The organism is Dyella marensis (genome assembly GCF_049532885.1).
Classification (GTDB): domain Bacteria; phylum Pseudomonadota; class Gammaproteobacteria; order Xanthomonadales; family Rhodanobacteraceae; genus Dyella_D; species Dyella_D marensis.
Genome location: NZ_CP064029.1, coordinates 3,411,335 through 3,431,647 on the forward strand (window position 1 = coordinate 3,411,335; position 20,313 = coordinate 3,431,647).

Here is a 20,313-nt window from a genome sequence, read left to right on the forward strand (position 1 = left end):
AAACGGAACACAGGTCGGTCACCGTGCGCCACGCCAGGTGGATGGCACGTGACTCAGGCCGCCAGCCCGGCGGCATGGCCCGAGGCCCATGCCCACTGGAAGTTGTAGCCGCCCAGCCAACCGGTCACGTCCACCACTTCGCCGATGAAGTACAGGCCGGGCACGAGCTTCGATTGCATGGTGCTGGAGGAGAGTCCGTCCGTATCCACGCCGCCGAGCGTGACTTCGGCCGTGCGATATCCCTCGGTGCCGCTCGCCACCAGCGGCCAGTCGCGCAGCTGGGCGGCGATCGCATCCAGCTCGGCGGGGCGATACTGCTTCATCGGCCGGCTCTCGAACCACAGCTCGCACAGGCGCTGCGCGAGGCGGCGCGGCAGCAGGTCGCCCAGCACGTTCTTCAGCTCCATCGCCGGGCGCGCATTGCGCTGCGCATGCAGCCAACCGGCCGCGTCCTGGTCGGGCAACAGATCGATACGCAGGTCGTCGCCCGGCTGCCAGTACGAGGAAATCTGCAGGATCGCCGGCCCGCTTACGCCGCGATGGGTGAACAGCATGCCGGCGCGGAAAGCGCGCTTGCCGACGCGCGCCTCCACCAGCGGCAAGGCCAGGCCCGACAGATCCTGGTAGCGCTCCTGGTGCTTGCCGCTCAGGGTCAGCGGCACCAGGCCGGCGCGCGTGGGCAAGACCTGATGGCCGAACTGCTTCGCCAGTTCGTAGCCGAAACCGGTGGCGCCCATGCTGGGAATCGACAGGCCGCCGCTGGCCACCACCAGCGATTGCGCATGCAGCTCGCCGCGCGCGGTGTGCACGGCGAAGCCCTCGTCGGTCTTGCGCACGCGGTCCACCGCGCAACTGGTTTCCACGCGCGCGCCGGCCGCGGCGCATTCGTCCAGCAGCATGCGCACGATCAGTTTCGACGATTCATCGCAGAACAGCTGGCCCAGCTCCTTCTCGTGGTAGGCGATGCGGTGCTTTTCCACCAGCGCGATGAAATCCGCCGGCGTATAGCGCGCCAGCGCGGACTTGGCGAAATGCGGGTTGGCGGACAGGTACTGCGCGGGCGTCACGCCCAGGTTGGTGAAATTGCAGCGCCCGCCGCCGGACATCAGGATCTTCTTGCCCGGCTTGTTGGCATGGTCGAGCACCAGCACGCTGCGCCCGCGCTGCGCGGCCACGATCGCGCACATCAGGCCGGCCGCACCCGCGCCGATCACCAGTACATCCACCTTCACGCCATCACCTACCCTAGCTGCGAGGGGACGGATTATCCCCTACCCGCGTACACTTCCCTACCGTTTTCCCCTTGCGAGATGCCCACATGCCTTCCTTCGACGTAGTTTCCGAAGTCGACAAGCACGAACTCACCAACGCCGTCGACCAGGCCAACCGCGAGCTGTCCACCCGCTTCGACTTCAAGGGCACCGAGGCCAAGTTCGAGCTGGACAAGTTCGTGATCACCCAGAGCGCGCCCAGCGAATTCCAGCTGGAGCAGATGCTGGACATCCTGCGCGGCCGCCTGGTGTCGCGGAAGATCGACGTGCGGGCGCTGGACGTGGCCGATCCGGAAACCAACCTGGGCGGTTCGCGGCAGAAGATCACCGTCAAGCAAGGCATCGAGCAGCCGGTGGCCAAGAAGCTGGTGGCCTCGCTGAAGGAGGCCAAGCTGAAGGTCGAGGCGCAGATCAACGGCGACAAGCTGCGCGTGACCGGCAAGAAGCGCGACGACCTGCAGCTGGCGATGCAGGTGCTGCGCAAGGCGGAAGTGGAGCTGCCGCTGCAGTTCGACAATTTCCGCGACTGAAGCCACCACGCCACGGCGTAGGTTGGGGTGAGCCACCGGCGAACCCCAACACCGCAACATTCAGCCGTGCCACATCGTTGGGGTTCGCCTGCGGCTCACCCCAACCTACGCTTTGCCCGCCACCACATTCACGCTCAACGCGATGATGAACACGTTGAAGAAGAACGCGATCACGCTGTGCAGCAGCGCCACGCGGCGCAGGTAGCGGCTGGTGATCTGCACGTCGGAGACCTGGAAGGTCATGCCGATCACGATGGCGAAATACGCGAAGTCCCAGTAGTCCGGCTCCGGCGTCTCGGGAAACTGCAGGCCTTCGTGCTTCTTGCCGAAGTCGCCGTAATAGCCATGCGCATAGTGCATGGCGAACATGGTGTTCATGAACAGCCAGGACAGCACGATGCTGCCGGCGGCCAGCACGATCGAGGCCATGCCGCCTTCCGCGCCGCCGTGCAGTTCCGCGCCCAGCGCGACCATCACCACCGCGGTCAGCACGATCGCGCTCCACAGGAACCCCCAGCGCCCCGTGTCCTGCGCGCGCGCCTGGCAGCGCATCAGCTCCGGGCTGGCGCGGCCGAACAGCACGGCCAGCAGGCTGAGGTAGACCAGTGCGGCGAAATCGAAAGCCAGCAGCAGCGCCATAGAGGCGCGCGTGCCATACACCAGCAAGGCGGCCAGCGCGGCGGCGAAGATGCCCATCGACACCATCAGGCGCGGACGCGCGCGCAGATAATGGAAGCGCCGGTACGTCCTGGGCCGGGGCTTGCCCGGGGCGGTGCTGTTCATGGCGATCTCCCTGGAAGCCGCGGCGACCATCGCAGCGACCGCGCGATGATAGCGAGCCGGTCAGCCCGCGCGCAGGTCTTCGTACTCCGGATGGCGGCGCATCCATGCATCGGCGTAGGAACATGCGGGACGCACCTTCCAATGCTGCGCGCGTGCATGGTCCAGCGCGGCTTTCACCAGGGCCGAGGCGATGCCGCGTCCTTCCAGCGGCTGCGGCACGCCGGTATGGGTGATGGTCATCACTTCACCGGAGGGCGTGGGCGACAAGGTGTAGTCGAGCACGCTCAGTTCCAGCTCGACCGCGGTGGAGAAGCGTCGCTCGTTCGGCTGATGCTTGATCTCGTAGTTCATGGCGTGGCCTGGAATGGATGAAGCAGGCAGCTTAGGGCAGGCCGCGTGCCGGCGCCCGTGAAAGGCCGGCACGCGGCCGATCCCAGCCGGAGCCGACGCGAAACTGCCCCGGGCCTTGGCTCAGCAACCCACCGCCTGCCGCAGCCGCGCCGCCACGCCCGAACCCGCACGGCGGCGGCGCACGGCTTCGTCCAGGCGTTCCAGCACACCGAGCGACGTCTCCCAATCGATGCAGCCGTCGGTGATGCTCTGGCCGTAACGCAAGGCTTCGCCCGCCACCAGTTCCTGGCGCCCGCCGATCAGATGGCTTTCCACCATCACGCCGATGATGCGGCGCTCGCCGTCTTCCAGTTGCAGCGCGATATCGTCGATCACCCGCGGCTGGTTCTCCGGCTGCTTGCTGCTGTTGGCGTGGCTGGCGTCGACCATCAGGCGCGGCGCCAGGCCCGCGCGTGCGATCGCCTCGCACGCGGCATCCACGCTGTCCGCGTCGTAGTTCGGCTGCTTGCCGCCGCGCAGGATCACGTGGCAGTCCTCGTTGCCGATGGTGCTGGCGATGGCGGTGCGGCCGTCCTTGGTCACGGCCATGAAATGATGCGGCTGCGAGGCGGCCTGCACCGCATCCACCGCGATCTTGACGTTGCCGTCGGTGCCGTTCTTGAAACCCACCGGGCAGGACAGCCCCGAGGCCAGTTCGCGATGCACCTGGCTCTCGGTGGTGCGCGCGCCGATCGCGCCCCAGGCCACCAGGTCGGCGATGTACTGCGGGGTGATCATGTCCAGGAATTCGCAGCCGGCCGGCACGCCCAGCTCGTTGATGTCGCGCAGCACGGTGCGCGCCAGGCGCAGGCCCTTGTCGATGCGGAAGCTGCCGTCGAGATCCGGGTCGTTGATCAGGCCTTTCCAGCCCACCGTGGTGCGCGGCTTCTCGAAATACACGCGCATCACGATCTCCAGCGTGTCCGCATAGCGGCGCCGCTGCGCCAGCAGGCGGCGTGCGTATTCCATCGCGGCGCTGGTGTCGTGGATCGAGCAGGGGCCGATCACCACCACCAGCCGGTCGTCCTGGCCGGCGAGGATGTCGTGCACGGCGCTGCGCGCATGCGCCACGGTGTCGAGCGCGCGTTCGCCGGCAAGGCAGTCGCGCATCACCTCGGCGGGTGTGCTCAGGGGAGTGATCGCGCGGATGCGCAGGTCGTCGGTGTGCGGCAAGGTCATGGCTCGGATTCCTGGGTGGGGGTCCAGTGGCGGCCATGAAAAAAGCCGCCAGTGGTGGCTGGCGGCTTTTCGGAAGTGTGGTCGTCGGGTTCTGCTTACGATCGCACCTCTTCCTCCGCCGCCGGCATCGGATAGCCGTAAAACCAAAAGTAATAGCGGGCGGAGGAGAAGGTCATGGGGCGTATGGATAACACAGCATCCGGGCGATGCAAACCCCCGATGGTGAAATCTGGAAAATGCCGGCGACGGTTGCGATCGCAACCAATGTATCAGCCGCCGGCCATCAGCGCGTCGTAGCGCCGCTGCATCTCTTCGGGGCTCACGTCCTCGATCGAATGCCCGATCAGCCACTCGTGCCCGAACGGATCGCGCACCGTGCCGCCGCGCTCGCCGTAGAACGCGTCCGCCGGCGGGCGCACCAGCTCGGCGCCGGCGGCCACCGCGCGGTCGATCAGGCGGTCGGCATTGTCCACGTGCAAATGCAGGGTGACGCTGGTGCCGCCGACGGATTTCGGCCCGACAATGCCGTATTCGGGATATTCGTCGGACAGCATCAGCACCATGTGCTCGCCGAACACCAGCTCGGCATGGCCGATGCGGCCGGTGCCGGCTTCGTCCAGGCGCAGGCGCAGCGTGGCGCCGAACACCTGCTGGTAGAAGGCCAGCGCGGCCGCGGCGTCGTGCACGCGCAGGTAGGGGTAGAGCTCGTGGATCTGCGGCAAGGAAGAGGCATCCATGACAGGCTCCTCGGGGTGGGAACGGCCATCATGCACCCTCCGCCAGGCCCCGTCCCATGCGGCCTGCCATGCCAACCGCGAATTGACACCGATCCGCGATCCGCTAACGTCGCCGCCACACGCAAAAGGGAAGCGACGGTGGCAACGCTCATTCCAACCAGAAACAGCTGCCTGTCGCGCATGACCAGCGGCGAAAAGCGCTTTTCCGAGCGCCTGGAACAGAAGCTCGAGGAAGACTACCTGCTGTGGTACGACGTGCCGATCGGCCCGCGCCAGCGCCGCCCGGACTTCATCGTGTTCCATCCCCGCCGCGGCCTGCTCGCGCTGGAAGTGAAGGACTGGAAGCCGGACACCATCCAGCAGGCCGACCCTACCCTGTTCACCCTGCTCACCGGCCGCGCCAGCGTGAAGGAGCACAACCCGCTGATGCAGGCGCGCGACTGCGCCAGCGAGGTCTACAAGCTGCTGCAGCGCGATCCGGCGCTGCGCCACCCGCCGGGCCACCCGTACGAGGGCAAGCTGATCATGCCCTGGGGCTACGGCGTGGTGCTGGCCAATATCAGCCGCAAGCAGTTCGACGCGGGCGGGCTGGATGCGGTGATTCCCGCGCACCTGGTGATCTGCCAGGACGAGATGTACGAGTCGGTCGACGCCGAGGGTTTCCAGGAACGCCTGTGGGCGATGTACCCGCAGATCTTCCCCACCGCGCTCACCTTGCCGCAGATCGACCGCGTGCGCTGGCACCTGTTCCCGGAGATCCGCGTGGAACCGGGTTCGGGCCAGTTCGGCCTGTTCGACGCGTCCACCGCCGGCGCGGTGGCCAAGGTGGAGATTCCCGACCTGATCAAGGTGATGGACGCGCAGCAGGAGCAGCTGGCGCGTTCGCTCGGCGATGAGCACCGCATCATCCACGGCGTGGCCGGTTCCGGCAAAACCATGATCCTGGGCTTCCGCGCCATGCATCTGGCGCGCGCGCTGAGCAAGCCGATCCTGGTGCTCTGCTACAACAAGACACTGGCCGCGCGGCTGGACCAGCTGATGGGCGAGCGCGGCCTGAGCGACAAGGTGCAGGTCTACAACTTCCACAAGTGGTGCCGCGCCATGCTCAGCGCCTACCACGTGCCGCTGCCGCCGGAGGGCCGCGGCTTCTTCGACGCGCTGCCGCCGGCGGTGATCGAGGGCGTCGACAAGGGCCAGATTCCGCGCTTCCAGTACGGCGCCGTGCTGATCGACGAAGGCCACGACTTCGAGCCGGACTGGTACAAGCTGATCGTGCAGATGATCGACCCCAGCACCAACTCGCTGCTGGTGCTGTACGACGACGCGCAGAACATCTACGGCAAGCCGGACCGCAAGCGCCTGAGCTGGAAAAGCCTGGGCGTGCAGGCGCAGGGCCGCACCACCATCCTCAAGCTCAATTACCGCAATACGCTGGAAATCCTTTCGGTGGCGCGCGGCTTCGCCAACGAGTTGCTGCTCGGCCACGACGACGCCGACGAGGACGGCGTGCCGCTGGTGGCGCCGGAAAGCGCCGGCCGCCGCGGCGCCCTGCCCGAGCTGGTCCGTGTGGAACGCACCGAAGATCAATTGCCGGCCATCATCGACCGCCTGCGCGAGGAGCGCACGCTGGGCCGCCCGCTCGCCGACATCGCGGTGATCTTCCGCAACAAGTGGGAAGGCGAGCGCCTGCACGAGGCGCTGCAGCGCGCGGAGGTTCCAAGCACGCTGGCCGACGGCGACGGCAAGCGCGCGCTGTTCGAGCCGGGGCTGGACACGGTCAAGCTGGTTACCATGCATTCCAGCAAGGGCCTGGAATTCCCGCTGGTGATCATCCCGGGCCTGGGCTCGCTGCCGATGCCGGGCAAGGACGAAGCGGAGGAAGCGCGCCTGCTGTACGTGGCGATGACGCGCGCCACCGAGCGGCTGGTGATGATCCACCACGCCGATTCGATCTTCACCGTGCGCATCCGCAACTCCATCAACGACGTGCAGACCCAGCTGCAGCAATAACCTGCGGCGCCGCATGCTGCGGCGCTCCTTCACGCCGCCGGCGCGCCGGGTCGATACTCGGGATTCGCCGCCGACGGAATCCGCCATGACCGAACTGCTTTCGCCCGACGTGCTCGCGCCGCAGGCGCTGGACCATGCGCTGGCGCTGTCCGCCCGGTTCTATACCCATCCCGCCGCACCGGCGCTGGATGCGCGCGCGGTGTTCGCGCCGAGCTGGCAGCTGGTCGGCCATCGCTCGCAGCTGGCGGAAACCGGCGACCACCTGGTGACCCAGATCGCCGGCCTGCCGCTGCTGGTGGTGCGCAGCGACGACGACAGCATCCGCGCCTTCCACAACGTCTGCCGCCATCGCGCCGGCCCGATCGCCAGCTGCGACGGCAAGGGCGCCAAGGTGCTGCGCTGCCGCTACCACGGCTGGACCTACGGCCTGGACGGCGTGCTGCGCGGCGCGCCGGAAATGGGCCGCACGCCGGATTTCGACCCCGCGCAGATCCGCCTGCCGGAAGTGCGCGTGCAGCTGTGGCAGGGGCTGGTATTCGTGGCGGTGGGCGAGGCGCCGCCGTTCGAGCAGTTCGTGGCGGGCATCGACCAGCGCCTGGGGCCGGACCGTTCGCTGGCGGACTTCGAATTCCATCACCGCGTCGGCTACGACGTGGCCTGCAACTGGAAGGTGTACGTGGACAACTACCTGGAGGGTTACCACGTGCCGCACATCCATCCGGGCCTCAACAGCCTGCTGGATTACCGCAGCTACATCACCGAGACGGCGCAGTGGTATTCGTACCAGTACAGCCCGCTGGAAAGCGCGTCCGATCTCTATGGCAGCGGCGAGGCGCTGTATTACTTCCTGTATCCCAACGCCATGCTCAATATCCTGCCCGGCCGCCTGCAGACCAACCGCGTGCTGCCGCTGGGCGTGGACCGCTGCCGCGTGGAATTCGACTTCTACTACGCGCCGGAGCCGGGCGACGCCGCACAGGCGCGCCGCGCCGCCGACATCGCCTTCAGCGACGAGGTGCAGGTGGAAGACGTGACCATCTGCGAGGACGTGCAGCGCGGGCTGGCTTCCGGCTCGTACGAAGCCGGCCGGCTGAATCCGCTGCGCGAGAACGCCGTGCACCACTTCCACGAACTGCTGCGCCGCGCGTACCGCGAAAGCGCGCAGGCATGAAGGCGCCGGCCCGGCTGCTGGGCCCGTGGATGCTCACCGCCCTGGTGGTGGGCAACATGATCGGTTCGGGCGTGTTCGTGCTGCCGGCGGCGCTGGCGCCGTTCGGCGCGGCCAGCCTGCTCGGCTGGGCCTTCACCATGGGCGGCGCCCTGCTGCTGGCGCTGGTGCACGCATGGCTGTCGCAGATGGTCGCCAACCACGGCGGCGCCTATGCCTACGCGCGGCTGGCCTTCGGCGATAGCGCCGGCTTCGTCGCGGCGTGGAGCTACTGGACCTGCGTGTGGACGGCCAACGCGGCGATCGCGGTGGCCTTCGCCGGCAGCCTGGGCGCGATCTGGCCCGCCGCCAATGCCACGCCCTGGCGCGGCACCGCGGCGGCGCTGGGCGTGCTGTGGCTGTGCACCGCGATCAATGCGGCCGGCGTGCGCGAGGCGGGCCGCATGCAGCTGGTGACCACCGCGCTGAAAGTGATTCCGCTGCTGGTGTTCGGCGTCTGCGGCCTGGCCCTGGTGCACGGCGCGGCGTACCGCCCCTTCAATCCCAGCGGGCAGGCGCTCACGTCGGTGACCACCGCCACCGCCGCGCTCACCCTGTGGGCTTTTCTCGGCCTGGAAGCGGCCACCGTGCCCACCGGCGTGGTGCGCGATCCGCAGCGCACGGTGCCGCGCGCCACCGTGGCCGGCATGCTGATCGCCGGCGTCGCCACCATGCTCGCCTGCACCGCGGTGATCGGCCTGCTGCCGCATGGCGCGGCGCAGGCTTCGGCCGCACCGATGGCCGCCGCGGCCGCGCAGACCTGGGGCCCGGCCGCCGGCTGGGCGATGGGACTGGTGGCGACGGTCTCGTGTCTTGGCGCGCTCAACGGCTGGGTGCTGCTGCAGGGCCAGACGCCGTACGCCGCCGCGCAGGACGGCCTGTTCCCCGCCCCGTTCGCGCGCACCGACGCACGCGGCACGCCGTGGTTCGGCCTGCTGCTCAGCAGCGTGCTGGCCAGCGTGCTGATCGCCGCCAACGGCAGCAAGTCGCTGGTGGCGCTGTTCACGCTGTCGATCCTGCTGTCGACCGCGGCCACCTTGCTGCCCTACGTGCTGAGCGTGCTGGCCTGGTGGCGCATCGACCGCGGCGCCAGCGTGGCGCGCCGCACCGCGGCCGCATTGGCGCTGGCCTACAGCCTGTGGGCGTTGATCGGCACCGGCGCGGAGGCCTTGCTGTGGGGCGGCGTGCTGTTGCTGCTGGGCTTGCCGGTGTTCCTGTGGCAACGCTGTCGGCCGGCGGCGCGGCGGGTGTCGCCGGAGCGCTGAGGCCTATCTCTTTAGGCCGAGTCAGGCCCTGACGTTTTGTGACCTGGCGCAAACAATTTTCGCATCCCGTTCAGGATTCCGCACCAGGGGTTCAAAGCTAATCATTTGTTTTACTTAAATATTTTTGCCACGCCACGCGTGGCATAGCTTTTGCCGCCTATCCAGCGAAACACCGGGATCGACGCCCGCCGACAGCACGCAGCGGGACCGCCTTTATCGAACAGCGACACGTTCCACTCCGGCTCCATGCCGGCAGGGGCCGGGATGCCTTTGCCTGCGGGAGCCACCCAGGGGAAAGCCTATGAGCACGCAAGCACAAGACTGGTCCAGCTATCCGCGGCCGCTGCCGCCGCTCGAATCCGCGCCGGCCAGGCCCGCCGACGGCGAACGGCACCGCCGCTACTACCTTTCGGTGCGCCTGAAGTTCGCGCTCACCGTCGCGCTGGCGCTGGCCTGGTCGATCGTGTCGTACCTGCTGGCGCGCCGCTGGCTGCACGACCTGGCCGCGGTCGAAGGGAACGTGCTGGCCATGATCATGATCTTCGGCATCGCCATCCTGCCGGGCTTCATGAACGCCTTCCTGGTGTTCGGCCTGCTGATGGACCGCCGCCCGGTGCGCCGCTACGTGTCCGACGCCGAACTGCCCGGCATCACCGTACTGGTCGCTGCGTACAACGAAGAGGACTCCATCCTCTCCACCATCGCCAGCATCGAGCGCCAGTACTACGGCGGCACGCTGGAAGTGATCGTGATCAACGACGGCTCCACCGACGGCACCATGGACCGGCTGCGCAGCGTCAGCCATCCCTGGCTGCACGTGATCGACCTGAAGTGCAATGGCGGCAAGGCCAACGCGCTCAACGTCGGCCTGCGCCATGCGACGCAGCCGCTGACCATCACGCTGGACGCGGATTCCTATCTGTACAAGCACGCGCTGCGCCGGCTGGTCGAGCGCTATCTCAGCGATCCGCCGAACACCGCCGCGGTGGCGGGCGCCGTGCTGGTGCGCAATTCGCGGCAGAACCTGATCACGCGCATGCAGGAGTGGGATTACTTCCACGGCATCGCCGCGGTGAAGCGCCTGCAGAGCCTGTTCCAGGGCACCCTGGTGGCGCAGGGCGCGTTCTCGCTGTACCGCACCGACATCCTGCGCCAGGCCGGCGGCTGGCCCGAGGACGTGGGCGAGGACATCGTGCTGACCTGGGCGATCCTGCGCATGGGCCACCGCGTGGGCTATTGCGAGGACGCGGTGGCGTTCACCAATGCGCCGGCCACCTTCCGCCAGTTCATCCGCCAGCGCCAGCGCTGGTCGCGCGGCCTGATCGAAGCGTTCAAGGAACATGGCGCGCTGCTGTTCCAGCGCCGCATGAGCACGCTCTTCATCTGGTGGAACCTGCTGTTTCCGTACATGGACCTGGTCTACACCCTGGTCTTCATTCCGGGACTGGTGCTGGCCTGCTTCGGCATCTACTGGCTGGCCGGCCCGATGACCCTGCTGGTGCTGCCGATGGCCGGCCTGGTCAATTACCTGATGTTCTTCATCCAGTCGCGCATGTTCCGCGCGCAGGGCCTGAAGGTGCGCCACAACCCGCTGGGCCTGCTGGTGTACACGCTGTTCTACGGCATCGTGCTGCAGCCGGGCTGCGTGCTGGGCTATGCGTCCGAACTGCTCAAGCTGCGCAAGCGCTGGGGGACCAAATGAACGCGCCACGCCTGCTGTTCGCCTTGTCGCTCGCGCCCGTCGCGGCGCTGCACGCGCAGGCCGCCGCGCCCGCGGCGGAACTGCGCGCCGGCCGCGCGGCGATCGCCGCCAACCAGCCCGCGCAGGCGCGCGATCATTTCGCCGCCGCGCTTGCCGGCCAAGGCTCGCCCGAGGAGCGCTACGCCGCCGCCATAGGCCTGGGCCAGTCCACCTTGTGGCTGGGCGACTACGCCGCCGCCGACCGCGCCTTCCGCATCGCCCGCGACGCGGCGCCGGACGACGCCGCGCGCCAGGCCGCCTCCACCGGCCTGGCGCAGGCACTGAATGCACGCGACTACCCGCGCGAGGCACGCGCCCTGGTGGCGCCGTATGCGATGAGCCAGACCCGCCCCACGGTGGAACTGCTGCGCGCCGAACAGGCGCTGGGCTGGCTCGACCGCGGCCAGCCGTATCTCGATGCCGCGCCCGCGCCGGATGCCGCCGGCTACGTCGGCACGCAATACCGCCTGCTCAAGGACGACGTCGCCTTCAACCGCGCCGCGCAGCTGGAAGGCGGCTTCGGCTACAGCCACGACAGCGACGGCCTGGATACCTGGCGCGTCGGCGCGGCCTATCGTTTCGCGCCCTCGTCCAGCGAGGACTTCAGCCAGCGCTGGGGCGTCGCCGCCGGCACCACGCACCTGGACCACGACGGCCGCTCGCGCCGCATGGACGACCTCTCGCTGACCGCGCAGCTGCGCGTGGGCGAGGACAACACCATCAACCTGCACGCGGGCCCGGGCCGCGCCAACGGCTGGCATTACCTGCAGGGCAACGCCGACTGGACGCTGCAGCCCAGCGACGTCTTCAGCTTCAGCGCCGGTGCCGAGCGCGCGCCGGTGCCGACCGACACCGCCATCGACCATCACCTGCTCTACAACCTGTTCAGCGCCGGCGTCAGCGTGCGCCCCGCGCCGCGGCTGTACGTGCTGCCCACCTATTACCGGCAGAACTTCAACGACGGCAATCATCGCGACGGCGGCGTGCTGCGCGTGCTGCTCAGCCCCTACGACCTTCCCGGCACCCGCGCGGCGATCGGCGCCGAGTTCTCCGGCCGCATCTTCCACAGCAGCGAACCGAGCCACGGCGTGTATTTCAATCCGCGCAATTACCGCTCGGGGCAGTTCGGCCTGGTCGGCGTGTACAGCATCAATCCGGAGTGGAAGCTGCGCGCGGTGGTGTCGGGCGGGCGGCAGGTGATCGACGGCAACAGTGCCGGCATCTACACCGTCGGCCTCTCGCTGCAAGGGCGCCTGCCCGGCAACGGCCGCCTCGACCTGCAGCTGGGGCGCAGCTCCGCCGCCTCGGCCAGCAATGGCGGCTCCGGCTACTGGAACAACAGCATCAACCTGGTGGTGCGCTACCCGCTTTAAGCCGTAGCTGTCTTGACCCAGGGCCACCAGGAGGCGCCGCCGTCGCGCGCATAGCGGTCGGCGGCGCGCTCGAACGGATTGCGTACGCTGACGCCGCCGCACAGCAGGTACAGCGGCAGGAACAGCGGCCCCAGCAGCATGTACTGGTAGACGTGGGCGCGTTCGTGCGCGGCCAGCGACACCGGCGCTTCCGCGCCGCGGCCGGCGCGATGGGCGTAGGTGAGACAGGGCGTATCCAGTTCGTCGCCGGTGTACAGGATGACGTTGCCCAGGGTGAGCGCACCGCCGCCGCGCCATGGCACGCGGACGAAGGTGAGCGCCAGTTCGTCGCCGCGCCAGCGCAGCCTGGCGCCGGCCATCAGGCAGCACAGTCCGGCCAGCAGGCCCAGCGCAGTGTTGGGCGACGTCCACAGCACGCCGGCCAGGCGCAGGACCCGCATGCCGATACTGCCGGTGCTTGCTTTCGTTGCAGCCATCGCTATCTTCGCGTCGAATCCGACCGCCGGAGTCTGCCATGTCCGCCACCACCGATGTCCCCTGCCCCCACTGCGGCTCGCTCAATCGCGTGCCGACGGAGCGGCTGGCCGACAAGCCGTCCTGCGGCCATTGCAAGCAGAAGCTGTTCGAAGGCCGGGCGATGGAGCTGGATGCCGCGCGCTTCGACAAGGTGGCTTTGCGCGGCGACCTGCCGGTACTGGTGGATTTCTGGGCGACCTGGTGCGCGCCATGCCGCAGCTTCGCGCCGCTGTTCGCCCAAGCCGCCGGACAGTGGGAGCCGAAAGTGCGCTTCGCCAAGGTCGATGTCGATGCGCAGCAGGATCTCGCGCAGCGCTATAGGGTGCAGAGCATTCCCACCTTGCTGGCGCTGCGCGGCGGTCGCGAGATCGCGCGGCAGGTGGGCGCGCCGACGGCGATGCAGTTGCGGCGGTTTATCGAGGATGCGCTGCGCTGACCTGTTGGTGGCGGCAGCCGGATGAGGGGCCGCTCTGGCGATGCCATTGCTACCAAGCGAACAAAAGCTTTTGAGCTTGTAACGACCCTGCGCTCACCACTCCGCCCGCCCCCTCACCCCAGGCCTCTCCCCGGAGGGTAGAGGGGGCAGAGGCTTCAGCGACCCTCCGCTCACCGCTCCGCGAGGGAGTAGCGCAGCGTCAGCGTGGAACCTGCGCGCGATCGTGCATGCCGTAATCGCGCAGCACCTCGCTCACGCGCAGCCGGTAATCGCGAAACACGCCCCCGCGCCCGCGCGCCTGCGCCGCGCGATGGGCTTCCAGCTCGCGCCATGTCTTCACCGCCTGCTCATCGCGCCAGAACGAAAGCGACAGCAGCTTGCCCGGCTCGGCCAGGCTCTCGAAGCGCTCGATCGACAGGAAGCCATCGATACCGTCGAGGATCGGCCGCAGCTGCGCGGCGATATCCAGATAGGCCTCGCGGCAGCCTTCCGCCGGCCACACTTCGAAGATCACCGCGATCACGGCTTCGCCTCTTCCGCCGCATCGATAAACGCGGCGACGCTGCGGTAGAGCGAACGGCGATAGCGCTCCAGGTGCAGCACATGCGTGCCGTGGTCGATACGCAGGCGCCAGGCCAGCGGGCTGGCGCTGAAGCGGTGCAGGAAGTCCGCCGCCTGGGCGTCGTTCACCACCGTGTCGTAGTCGCCGTACACCACGAACACCGGCGCCGCGATGCTGGCCGCGTCATAGGGATAGCGGCCGCCCTGCGCCTCGGCGATATCGGCGCCCGGCCCCGAAGGAATCCGCAGCGCATCCGGCGCGTCGCCGCGCAGCTTCGGCACCGAGGCATCGAATGCCGCGGCCCAGCGCTGCGTCACCGCCGGCTCGATCAGGCGCAGGTCTTTCGGCAGCACCTGCTCGAACAGCAGCTGCCGGTAGCGCTCCTGCGCGGTGATGCTCCACCACGCGGTGGTGTCCGGCTTGTCGGCGGCACCGGTCGGCACCACCGGTCCGAACAAGGTGAGCGAAGCCAGCGTGCCGGGATGCTCGGCGGCGTATTCGGCGGCGGGAATGGTGCCCCAGGAATGCGCGATCAGATGGACGTCCAGATGGCGCTTGCCGCGCAGCTCCTGCATCGCAAGCGCGATCTGCCGCGCGGCTTCCGGCGCGCGCGTCACCGGCGTCGCCGCATTGGCGGCACCGGCCATCGCCGGCGGGCGCGAGGATGCGCCGAAGCCGAGAAAATCCAGCCCGCAGGAGATAAAGCCGCGGCGCGCCATGAAGGCCATCCACGAATCGCCCGGTGCGAATTCGAAACCGGCCGCGAGCATGGTGGGAAAGCTGGCGCCGTGCACGAACAAGGCGGCGTGGCGGACCGGACCTTCCGGCTCGATGCAATGCAGCGCCACGTGCTGGCCATCGCCCGCAGGCAGGTCGTACGTGCGGATGGCGGGGAGCGCGGCGGACAGGCCGATGGCGAGCAGCAGGGACATGCGACGGGCCTCGTGGGGAACTGCCCGTCAGCTTGATCGCTTTCGCGCGCCGTCGTTTCGCCGGCCGGCGAAGCGACGCGGCACGCCGCCATGGCAGGTCAGTTCCTGACCCGGAAGGTCAGGAACTGCATGACAACATGGAACAGCCCGCCTTCTCCCGCGCCCAGTCCGGCCGCTTCTGCGCGAAACGTTCGCGGCCCGGCTGCTCGTCGTAGGGATGGCGCATCACGTCCAGCAGTTCGTGGATGCCGGCGTAGTCGCCTTGCTCCGCGCGGTCGATCGCTTCCTGCGCCAGGTAGTTGCGCAGCACGTAGCGCGGATTGACGCCGTGCATCAGCGCGCGGCGCGCCTCGCGCGTCTGCGGATCCTCCACCAGCCGCGCGGTGTACTGCGCCAGCCAGGCCTGGAAGCCGGCATCGGTGCGCCACAGGCCGGCCTCGCCGTAGAAGGCGTGGCGCAGCGGGTCCAGCGACGGCAGGTAGGGATCCACCTCGGACAGCGCGCGGAAGAACAGCGTCATGTCCACCTCGCCTTCCGCCAGCAGCGCCTGCAGCGACTTCATCAGCTCGATGTCCTCGTCGCGGCATTCGGCCAGGCCCAGCTTGGCGGCGACGAAGCGGCGGTCCGCCGCGGCAAAGGCGTCGGCATAGCGGTCCAGTCCGGCCTGCAGGGGTTCCACGCCGCCGAACAGCGGCGCCAAGGCGCCGGCGAGGCGGCTCAGGTTCCACCAGGCGATGCCCGGCTGCTGGCCGTAGCGGTAGCGGCGCCGGCCGGCGTCGGTGGTGTTGGGGGTCCAGTCGGGATCGAAGTTGTCGACCCAGCCGTAGGGGCCGTAGTCGATGGTGAGGCCGAGGATGGACATGTTGTCGGTGTTCATCACGCCATGCACGAAGCCCACGCGCATCCAGTGCGCCACCATCAGCGCGGTGCGCTCGCAGACCTGGCCGAACCAGGCGGCGTAGAGCGCTTCGCCCTCGCCTTGCAGTTCGGGAAAATCGCGGCGGATGGTGAAATCCACCAGCTGGCGCAGCAGCGCCGTGTCGCCGCGCGAGGCCGGCAATTCGAAGTTGCCGAAGCGGATGAACGACGGCGCCACGCGGCACACGATGGCGCCGGGTTCCTCGCGCGGATGGCCGTCGTAGAACATGTCGCGCACCACCTGGTCGCCGGTGAGCACCAGGCTCAGCGCGCGCGTGGTCGGCACGCCCAGGTGATGCATCGCTTCGCTGCAGAGGAATTCGCGGATCGACGAACGCAGCACCGCGCGGCCGTCGGCGCCGCGCGAATACGGCGTGGGTCCTGCGCCCTTCAACTGCAGCTCCTGCCGGTGGCCGTGCTCATCCACCAATTCGCCCAGCGAAATGGCGCGGCCGTCGCCGAGCTGTCCGGCCCACACGCCGAACTGGTGCCCGCCGTAGTTCGCCGCCCAGGGTTCCATGCCCGGCATCAGCGCATTGCCGGCGAACACGCGGGCGAACTCGGGACGGGCCAGATCCCGCTCAGCCAGGCCCAGCTGGGCGGCCATCTCGGCCGACCAGGCGATCAGCCGCGGCGCCGCGACCGGCGTCGGTTCCACCCGGGAATACGCCGCCGCGACCTGACGCACTGCAGCACCCTGCGCCGGGTCCGCGGGAAGTTCGCGCACGAAGGCATTGTCGAAACGGAGTTTTTGCATGGCGGGGAGCGGCCTGAACTTTCCATCCATATGCGGCACTGCAAGACGAACGCAAGGCCGGCCCGATGGCGCCGGTACGGACTTTGCAAGGAGCAAATCCGACCGGAGCGTTACCTTCGACCTAATGGATTTCACACTTCACACACATCCCTGTTTTTCTGTTTACTATGCGTTCACGGCCGCGCAGGGGCGGCCTAAGGGGGATTCCAGACTATGCAGATGCCAATGGCGGGTTTCGCGCTCGGACGCGGAATCCAGCGGATCGCAGGGATGATCGCCGCGAAAGCGGGCCAGGACGCCAAGAACAAGCACAAGGCCGAAGAATTCCACCTGGTTTCCTGGCAGCCCGGCGCGCGTTCGCGCCGCGAAGACGAACTGGCGCGGGCACGCCAGCAAATGCTTTCCGTGCCGGCCGAGTCCTGAGGCTCAGCTAAAGATCGTCTCGACCTCGCCCGGCGCAAGCATGCGCCAGGCGCCGGGTTCCAAGCCTTCGCTCAGCACCAGGCCGCCCACCGAGGCGCGGTGCAGCGCCTCCACGTGATTGCCCACCGCGGCGAACATCCGCCGCACCTGGTGGTAGCGCCCTTCGGTAATGGACAGGCGCGCGCGGCGCGGCCCCAGTACCTCCAGCTGCGCCGGCTCCAGCGGTTCGCGCTCGGCCTCCAGCATCATCGTGCCGCTGGCGAACAGCGCGCCTTCGTCGCCGCGCAGATCGCTGGCCAGTTCCGCCTCGTACACCTTGGCCACCTGCGCGCGCGGCGAAATGATCCGGTGCAGCAGCGCGCCGTCGTCGGTGAACAGCAGCAGGCCCGAGGTGTCGCGGTCCAGCCGGCCCACGGTGGACAGCGCCGGATCGCGCATGCGGTAGCGCGGCGGCAGCAGGTCGAACACTACCCGGCCCTGGTCCTTGCGCGAGCAGGTATAGCCGACCGGCTTGTGCATGATCAGCACCAGGCCCGGCGGCGGATCCAGCGGTTCGCCGTCGACGTGGATCTGCTCGTGCGGCACCTTGTCGTCCGCATACAGCACCTCGCCCTGCGCGTCGGTGATGCGGCCCTCGCGGAACATCCAGGCCACGTCCTTGCGGCTGCCATAGCCCAGATTGGCGATCAGCTTGACCAGCTTCATGCGCGCACGCCCCGTGCCTCGATCACTTTGAAACCCTCCTGTGCCACCACGGTGCGCACTTCGGCAAAACGGCCCGCAAGCGTGGCCTCGTAGGGAAGGTGCCGGTTGGCGACCATCCAGAAACTTCCATGCGGCAGCAGTGCCGACGCTGCGGCGGCGATAAACGCGCGGCCCAGTTCGGGCAGGTCTTCGCGTCCCTGCTGGTGGAACGGCGGATTGCTGACGATGGCGTCGTAGCGGGCCGGCAGACCCGCCGCCACATCGTGCCAGTGCACTTCGGTGCGCTCCGCCACGCCGCTTTGCTGCCGCGCGGCTTCCATGTTCATGCGCGCCGGCTCCAGCGCGCGCGCTTCGGCTTCGTAGAGATCGATCGCCTCCACCTGCGGACAGCGCGCCAGCACCTGCGCGGACAGATAGCCGTAGCCCGCGCCGAGATCCGCCACGCGCCCGCGCAGGCCGGCCGGCAGATGCGCGGCCAGCAGGGCGGATGCGACGTCGACGCGATCCCAGGCGAACAGGCCTGGGCGGCTCCAGTAGCCGGCCGCGTTCTGGCGCGGCTGGTCGAACGCGGCCCACGCTTCGAGCAGCGTGTGATTCACCCGCTCGCCGAGCGGCGCACTCCAGAACACGCGGCATTTGTGCTTGGACAACTGCGCGACCGGGCCAGCCAGCTGCGCCAGGTCGGCCTCGCCGGAGCGCGCGCCGCCGGCATTGGCCATGCACGCCAGCACGATGCCGCCGGGCGCCGCATGCCGCACCGCGCGGGCGAACAGCGCGCGCGCTTCGTCGCGCTGCCGCGGCGGCAGCACCAGTACCAGCGGAAAATGTTCGTCCACCGCCGGGTCGCCCACGCGCAGGCCGCTGCGCTCCAGCTCCGCAGCGAACGGCTTGAAGCTCTGCGCGCAGATCCAGCCCGGCTGCGCCATCTCGCGCAGGCGGAAACCGTCGCGCGCATGCAGGAACAGCACGCGCCCGTCCGGCGGCAGGCGCAGCTGCCCCGTGGCGATGGGAACGAACAGGGCCTCCAGCGCCACGTGCGCGGAGGACAGAGCGGCAGCATTCACCGGCCGGCCTTTCGAAAGCGGAAACGGCGGCATTTTACGCGGCGCGGCGGTTTTCCGCGCCGACGGCGTTCAACGCGCGGCCGGCACCGGCACCATCGCGTCGCCCCGCGCCAGGCCCCGCAGGCTGCGCCAGGCCAGCGCGCCGATCGCCAGCGTGGCCAGCGCCAGCAGCGCCACGGCAACCGAACGGCCGAACCAGCCCGGCATCGCCAGCGCATAACGCTGCGCCGCCACCGCGCTGGCCGCCAGCGGAAAGCTCAGCGCCCACCAGTTCAGGCGGAACGGCTGCCCGCGCAGCATCGAGTACACGCGCGGCAGCAGCACGGCGAGCAGGAACAGATCCAGATAGAACAGCGAGCGCGCGAGCGCATCCACTTCGCCGGCCATCGCCACATAGGCGGAAAACCCCACCGCGAACGGCGCCAGCAGGATCAGCAGCGTCGGCTGCGCCCCCGGTGTGTGCGAGACCAGCCGTCCGAACACCAGGGCGAACACCGGTATCGCCAGCACGAAACCCGCCGCCAGCGCGAACAGCATCCACTCGCGCAGGGCGGGCCAGCCGAGCGCGGGAAACGCCAGCGGCACGTCGAGCAGGCCGACCACCGGAATCAGCCAGGCCGCGCTCACCTGCCCTTCGTCCAGCGCGCCGGCCGTCCACTGCAGGAAATTCCTCCATGCGCACACCACCATGCCCGCCGCGCCGAGCAGCCACATCGCGCGCGCCGGCCAGCCCGGCGGCGCCAGCATCGGCAGCAGCAGGAGGCTGATCCAGAACGTGCCCAGGAACGGTGCGGTGGCGGGCTGGCGCAGTTCCGCCAGCCACGTCTTGCCATCGCTCCACACACGGCGCAGCTGCACGCCTGCCAGGAACAGGAACGTCAGCCACGCCAGCATGGCCAGGCCATCGCCGATCCAGCCCGGCGCGCCGTAACGCGCCGCCAGCCGCCACGCCGCGGACAAGCCCGCAAGGCCCATCACGCTGGCGAACAGACTCACCGGCCACGGCACCGCCGCGGTCGCCTGCTTTGCATCCATGTGCGCGTCTCTCTGGAAGTTGGTATGCCGTGCGAGTTCCGGCCGCGGCGCGAGCGCGCGGCCGGATCTGCGCATCAAGCCTTTTCGTGCGCGCTGACCGCATCCAGCACGCGCGCCGAATACACCAGCGCCGCGCCCGCATTCAGCGCCACCGCCACGCCCAGCGCCTCGGCGATCTCTTCGTGGCTGGCGCCCTGCTTCAGGGCCGCGGCGGAATGCACGGTGATACAGCCGTCGCAGCGCGTGGTCACGGCCACCGCCAGCGCGATCAGTTCGCGCGTCTTGCCGTCGAGGTGGCCGGTCTTTTCGCCGGCGCTGCTGAGCGTCTGGTAGCCGGCCAGGGTGCCGGGGCTGAGCTTGCCGATTTCGCCGATACGGCCCAGCAGTTCGTTGCGGTATTGGACCCAGTCGAGCATGGCGGTTCTCCTCGGGATGGCAGGGAGCGGGCGGCCTGCCCGCCGTGCTGCGCAGTGTTGCGC

21 protein-coding genes are annotated in these 20,313 nt (G+C 68.9%); 8 read left to right on the forward strand and 13 right to left on the reverse strand.

Annotated features, from left to right (window positions below):
- Positions 1-53 precede the first annotated feature (53 nt).
- Entirely contained in the window at positions 54-1,232 is a 1,179-nt protein-coding gene (locus tag ISN75_RS14670) for an aminoacetone oxidase family FAD-binding enzyme (RefSeq protein WP_167254279.1), read from the reverse strand.
- 86 nt (positions 1,233-1,318) lie between these two features.
- Here ISN75_RS14670 and ISN75_RS14675 point away from each other — a divergent pair, with 86 nt between their 5' ends.
- Positions 1,319-1,801 (forward strand): YajQ family cyclic di-GMP-binding protein, encoded by a 483-nt coding sequence (locus ISN75_RS14675; protein ID WP_167254277.1) that lies wholly within the window; start codon positions 1,319-1,321, stop codon positions 1,799-1,801.
- A 105-nt stretch (positions 1,802-1,906) separates the two neighbouring features.
- On the opposite strand, the gene ISN75_RS14680 is transcribed toward ISN75_RS14675, so the two are convergent.
- The 4 genes from ISN75_RS14680 to ISN75_RS14695 all read right to left on the reverse strand — a co-directional run bounded on the left by ISN75_RS14680 (position 1,907) and on the right by ISN75_RS14695 (position 4,890).
- On the reverse strand, positions 1,907-2,584 hold the full coding sequence (locus ISN75_RS14680; protein ID WP_246866605.1) for a DUF1345 domain-containing protein: 678 nt from the start codon (positions 2,582-2,584) through the stop codon (positions 1,907-1,909).
- 60 nt (positions 2,585-2,644) lie between these two features.
- The gene (locus tag ISN75_RS14685; RefSeq protein ID WP_167254275.1) at positions 2,645-2,935 is read right to left on the reverse strand and encodes a GNAT family N-acetyltransferase; all 291 of its coding nucleotides are present in this window, start codon (positions 2,933-2,935) and stop codon (positions 2,645-2,647) included.
- A 120-nt stretch (positions 2,936-3,055) separates the two neighbouring features.
- The gene (locus ISN75_RS14690) at positions 3,056-4,153 is read right to left on the reverse strand and encodes a 3-deoxy-7-phosphoheptulonate synthase (protein ID WP_343818706.1); all 1,098 of its coding nucleotides are present in this window, start codon (positions 4,151-4,153) and stop codon (positions 3,056-3,058) included.
- Positions 4,154-4,422: 269 nt separating this feature from the next.
- A complete protein-coding gene (locus ISN75_RS14695) occupies positions 4,423-4,890 on the reverse strand; it encodes a VOC family protein (protein ID WP_167254271.1) in 468 nt (155 codons plus the stop codon).
- Between the two features lie 180 nt (positions 4,891-5,070).
- On the opposite strand from ISN75_RS14695, the gene ISN75_RS14700 reads away from it, so the two are divergent.
- From ISN75_RS14700 to ISN75_RS14720, 5 genes are all read left to right on the forward strand, one after another.
- Positions 5,071-6,900: a DEAD/DEAH box helicase gene (locus ISN75_RS14700; protein ID WP_167254269.1), complete on the forward strand. Its 1,830-nt coding sequence runs from the start codon at positions 5,071-5,073 to the stop codon at positions 6,898-6,900.
- An 85-nt stretch (positions 6,901-6,985) separates the two neighbouring features.
- A complete protein-coding gene (locus tag ISN75_RS14705; RefSeq protein ID WP_343818705.1) occupies positions 6,986-8,071 on the forward strand; it encodes an aromatic ring-hydroxylating dioxygenase subunit alpha in 1,086 nt (361 codons plus the stop codon).
- On the forward strand, positions 8,068-9,372 hold the full coding sequence (locus tag ISN75_RS14710) for an amino acid permease (protein ID WP_343818703.1): 1,305 nt from the start codon (positions 8,068-8,070) through the stop codon (positions 9,370-9,372). The genes ISN75_RS14705 and ISN75_RS14710 overlap by 4 nt, the downstream gene beginning before the upstream one ends.
- A 301-nt stretch (positions 9,373-9,673) precedes the next feature.
- On the forward strand, positions 9,674-11,074 hold the full coding sequence (locus tag ISN75_RS14715; RefSeq protein WP_168647061.1) for a glycosyltransferase: 1,401 nt from the start codon (positions 9,674-9,676) through the stop codon (positions 11,072-11,074).
- Entirely contained in the window at positions 11,071-12,486 is a 1,416-nt protein-coding gene (locus ISN75_RS14720) for a hypothetical protein (RefSeq protein WP_343818700.1), read from the forward strand. The genes ISN75_RS14715 and ISN75_RS14720 overlap by 4 nt, the downstream gene beginning before the upstream one ends.
- Here the strand turns inward: ISN75_RS14720 and ISN75_RS14725 are convergent.
- The gene (locus ISN75_RS14725) at positions 12,483-12,926 is read right to left on the reverse strand and encodes a hypothetical protein (protein WP_343818699.1); all 444 of its coding nucleotides are present in this window, start codon (positions 12,924-12,926) and stop codon (positions 12,483-12,485) included. The genes ISN75_RS14720 and ISN75_RS14725 overlap by 4 nt on opposite strands.
- Positions 12,927-13,000: 74 nt before the next feature.
- Between ISN75_RS14725 and trxC the strand changes: the two genes are divergently transcribed.
- Complete coding sequence (gene trxC / locus ISN75_RS14730) at positions 13,001-13,438, forward strand: thioredoxin TrxC (RefSeq protein ID WP_343818697.1); 438 nt, start codon at positions 13,001-13,003, stop codon at positions 13,436-13,438.
- A gap of 199 nt (positions 13,439-13,637) precedes the next feature.
- Here trxC and ISN75_RS14735 read toward each other — a convergent pair whose 3' ends face one another.
- The 3 genes from ISN75_RS14735 to ISN75_RS14745 all read right to left on the reverse strand — a co-directional run bounded on the left by ISN75_RS14735 (position 13,638) and on the right by ISN75_RS14745 (position 16,607).
- Positions 13,638-13,961 (reverse strand): antibiotic biosynthesis monooxygenase, encoded by a 324-nt coding sequence (locus tag ISN75_RS14735; RefSeq protein WP_343818696.1) that lies wholly within the window; start codon positions 13,959-13,961, stop codon positions 13,638-13,640.
- A complete protein-coding gene (locus ISN75_RS14740) occupies positions 13,958-14,932 on the reverse strand; it encodes an alpha/beta hydrolase (RefSeq protein ID WP_343818694.1) in 975 nt (324 codons plus the stop codon). Before ISN75_RS14740 ends, ISN75_RS14735 begins: the two co-directional genes overlap by 4 nt.
- A gap of 118 nt (positions 14,933-15,050) precedes the next feature.
- A complete protein-coding gene (locus ISN75_RS14745; protein WP_167254251.1) occupies positions 15,051-16,607 on the reverse strand; it encodes a protein adenylyltransferase SelO in 1,557 nt (518 codons plus the stop codon).
- 225 nt (positions 16,608-16,832) lie between these two features.
- Between ISN75_RS14745 and ISN75_RS14750 the strand changes: the two genes are divergently transcribed.
- Entirely contained in the window at positions 16,833-17,030 is a 198-nt protein-coding gene (locus ISN75_RS14750) for a hypothetical protein (protein WP_167254249.1), read from the forward strand.
- A 3-nt stretch (positions 17,031-17,033) separates the two neighbouring features.
- Here the strand turns inward: ISN75_RS14750 and ISN75_RS14755 are convergent, their stop codons facing one another.
- From ISN75_RS14755 to ISN75_RS14770, 4 genes are all read right to left on the reverse strand, one after another.
- Positions 17,034-17,735 carry a pseudouridine synthase gene (locus tag ISN75_RS14755; protein ID WP_168647054.1) on the reverse strand — a complete coding sequence of 234 codons (702 nt, stop codon included), beginning with the start codon at positions 17,733-17,735 and terminating at the stop codon, positions 17,034-17,036.
- Positions 17,732-18,799, reverse strand: a complete 1,068-nt coding sequence (locus ISN75_RS14760) for a class I SAM-dependent methyltransferase (RefSeq protein WP_423385078.1) — start codon at positions 18,797-18,799, stop codon at positions 17,732-17,734. Before ISN75_RS14760 ends, ISN75_RS14755 begins: the two co-directional genes overlap by 4 nt.
- 69 nt (positions 18,800-18,868) lie before the next feature.
- Positions 18,869-19,909, reverse strand: coding sequence for a hypothetical protein (locus tag ISN75_RS14765; protein WP_343818689.1), 1,041 nt, complete (start codon positions 19,907-19,909; stop codon positions 18,869-18,871).
- Positions 19,909-20,250 (reverse strand): carboxymuconolactone decarboxylase family protein, encoded by a 342-nt coding sequence (locus ISN75_RS14770; RefSeq protein ID WP_167254241.1) that lies wholly within the window; start codon positions 20,248-20,250, stop codon positions 19,909-19,911. Before ISN75_RS14770 ends, ISN75_RS14765 begins: the two co-directional genes overlap by 1 nt.
- Positions 20,251-20,313: the final 63 nt, after the last annotated feature.

Excerpts from the sequence above, each read along its gene's own strand:
- ISN75_RS14710 (WP_343818703.1), top strand. The coding sequence starts at position 8,068 with ATGAAGGCGCCGGCCCGGCTGCTGGGCCCGTGGATGCTCACCGCCCTG.
- ISN75_RS14680 (WP_246866605.1), bottom strand. The coding sequence starts at position 2,584 with ATGAACAGCACCGCCCCGGGCAAGCCCCGGCCCAGGACGTACCGGCGC.
- ISN75_RS14690 (WP_343818706.1), bottom strand. The coding sequence starts at position 4,153 with ATGACCTTGCCGCACACCGACGACCTGCGCATCCGCGCGATCACTCCC.
- ISN75_RS14720 (WP_343818700.1), top strand. The coding sequence starts at position 11,071 with ATGAACGCGCCACGCCTGCTGTTCGCCTTGTCGCTCGCGCCCGTCGCG.
- ISN75_RS14750 (WP_167254249.1), top strand. The coding sequence starts at position 16,833 with ATGGCGGGTTTCGCGCTCGGACGCGGAATCCAGCGGATCGCAGGGATG.
- ISN75_RS14675 (WP_167254277.1), top strand. The coding sequence starts at position 1,319 with ATGCCTTCCTTCGACGTAGTTTCCGAAGTCGACAAGCACGAACTCACC.
- ISN75_RS14755 (WP_168647054.1), bottom strand. The coding sequence starts at position 17,735 with ATGAAGCTGGTCAAGCTGATCGCCAATCTGGGCTATGGCAGCCGCAAG.
- ISN75_RS14700 (WP_167254269.1), top strand. The coding sequence starts at position 5,071 with ATGACCAGCGGCGAAAAGCGCTTTTCCGAGCGCCTGGAACAGAAGCTC.
- ISN75_RS14765 (WP_343818689.1), bottom strand. The coding sequence starts at position 19,909 with ATGCGCAGATCCGGCCGCGCGCTCGCGCCGCGGCCGGAACTCGCACGG.
- ISN75_RS14705 (WP_343818705.1), top strand. The coding sequence starts at position 6,986 with ATGACCGAACTGCTTTCGCCCGACGTGCTCGCGCCGCAGGCGCTGGAC.
- trxC (WP_343818697.1), top strand. The coding sequence starts at position 13,001 with ATGTCCGCCACCACCGATGTCCCCTGCCCCCACTGCGGCTCGCTCAAT.
- ISN75_RS14725 (WP_343818699.1), bottom strand. The coding sequence starts at position 12,926 with ATGCGGGTCCTGCGCCTGGCCGGCGTGCTGTGGACGTCGCCCAACACT.
- ISN75_RS14745 (WP_167254251.1), bottom strand. The coding sequence starts at position 16,607 with ATGCAAAAACTCCGTTTCGACAATGCCTTCGTGCGCGAACTTCCCGCG.
- ISN75_RS14770 (WP_167254241.1), bottom strand. The coding sequence starts at position 20,250 with ATGCTCGACTGGGTCCAATACCGCAACGAACTGCTGGGCCGTATCGGC.
- ISN75_RS14685 (WP_167254275.1), bottom strand. The coding sequence starts at position 2,935 with ATGAACTACGAGATCAAGCATCAGCCGAACGAGCGACGCTTCTCCACC.
- ISN75_RS14740 (WP_343818694.1), bottom strand. The coding sequence starts at position 14,932 with ATGTCCCTGCTGCTCGCCATCGGCCTGTCCGCCGCGCTCCCCGCCATC.
- ISN75_RS14695 (WP_167254271.1), bottom strand. The coding sequence starts at position 4,890 with ATGGATGCCTCTTCCTTGCCGCAGATCCACGAGCTCTACCCCTACCTG.
- ISN75_RS14715 (WP_168647061.1), top strand. The coding sequence starts at position 9,674 with ATGAGCACGCAAGCACAAGACTGGTCCAGCTATCCGCGGCCGCTGCCG.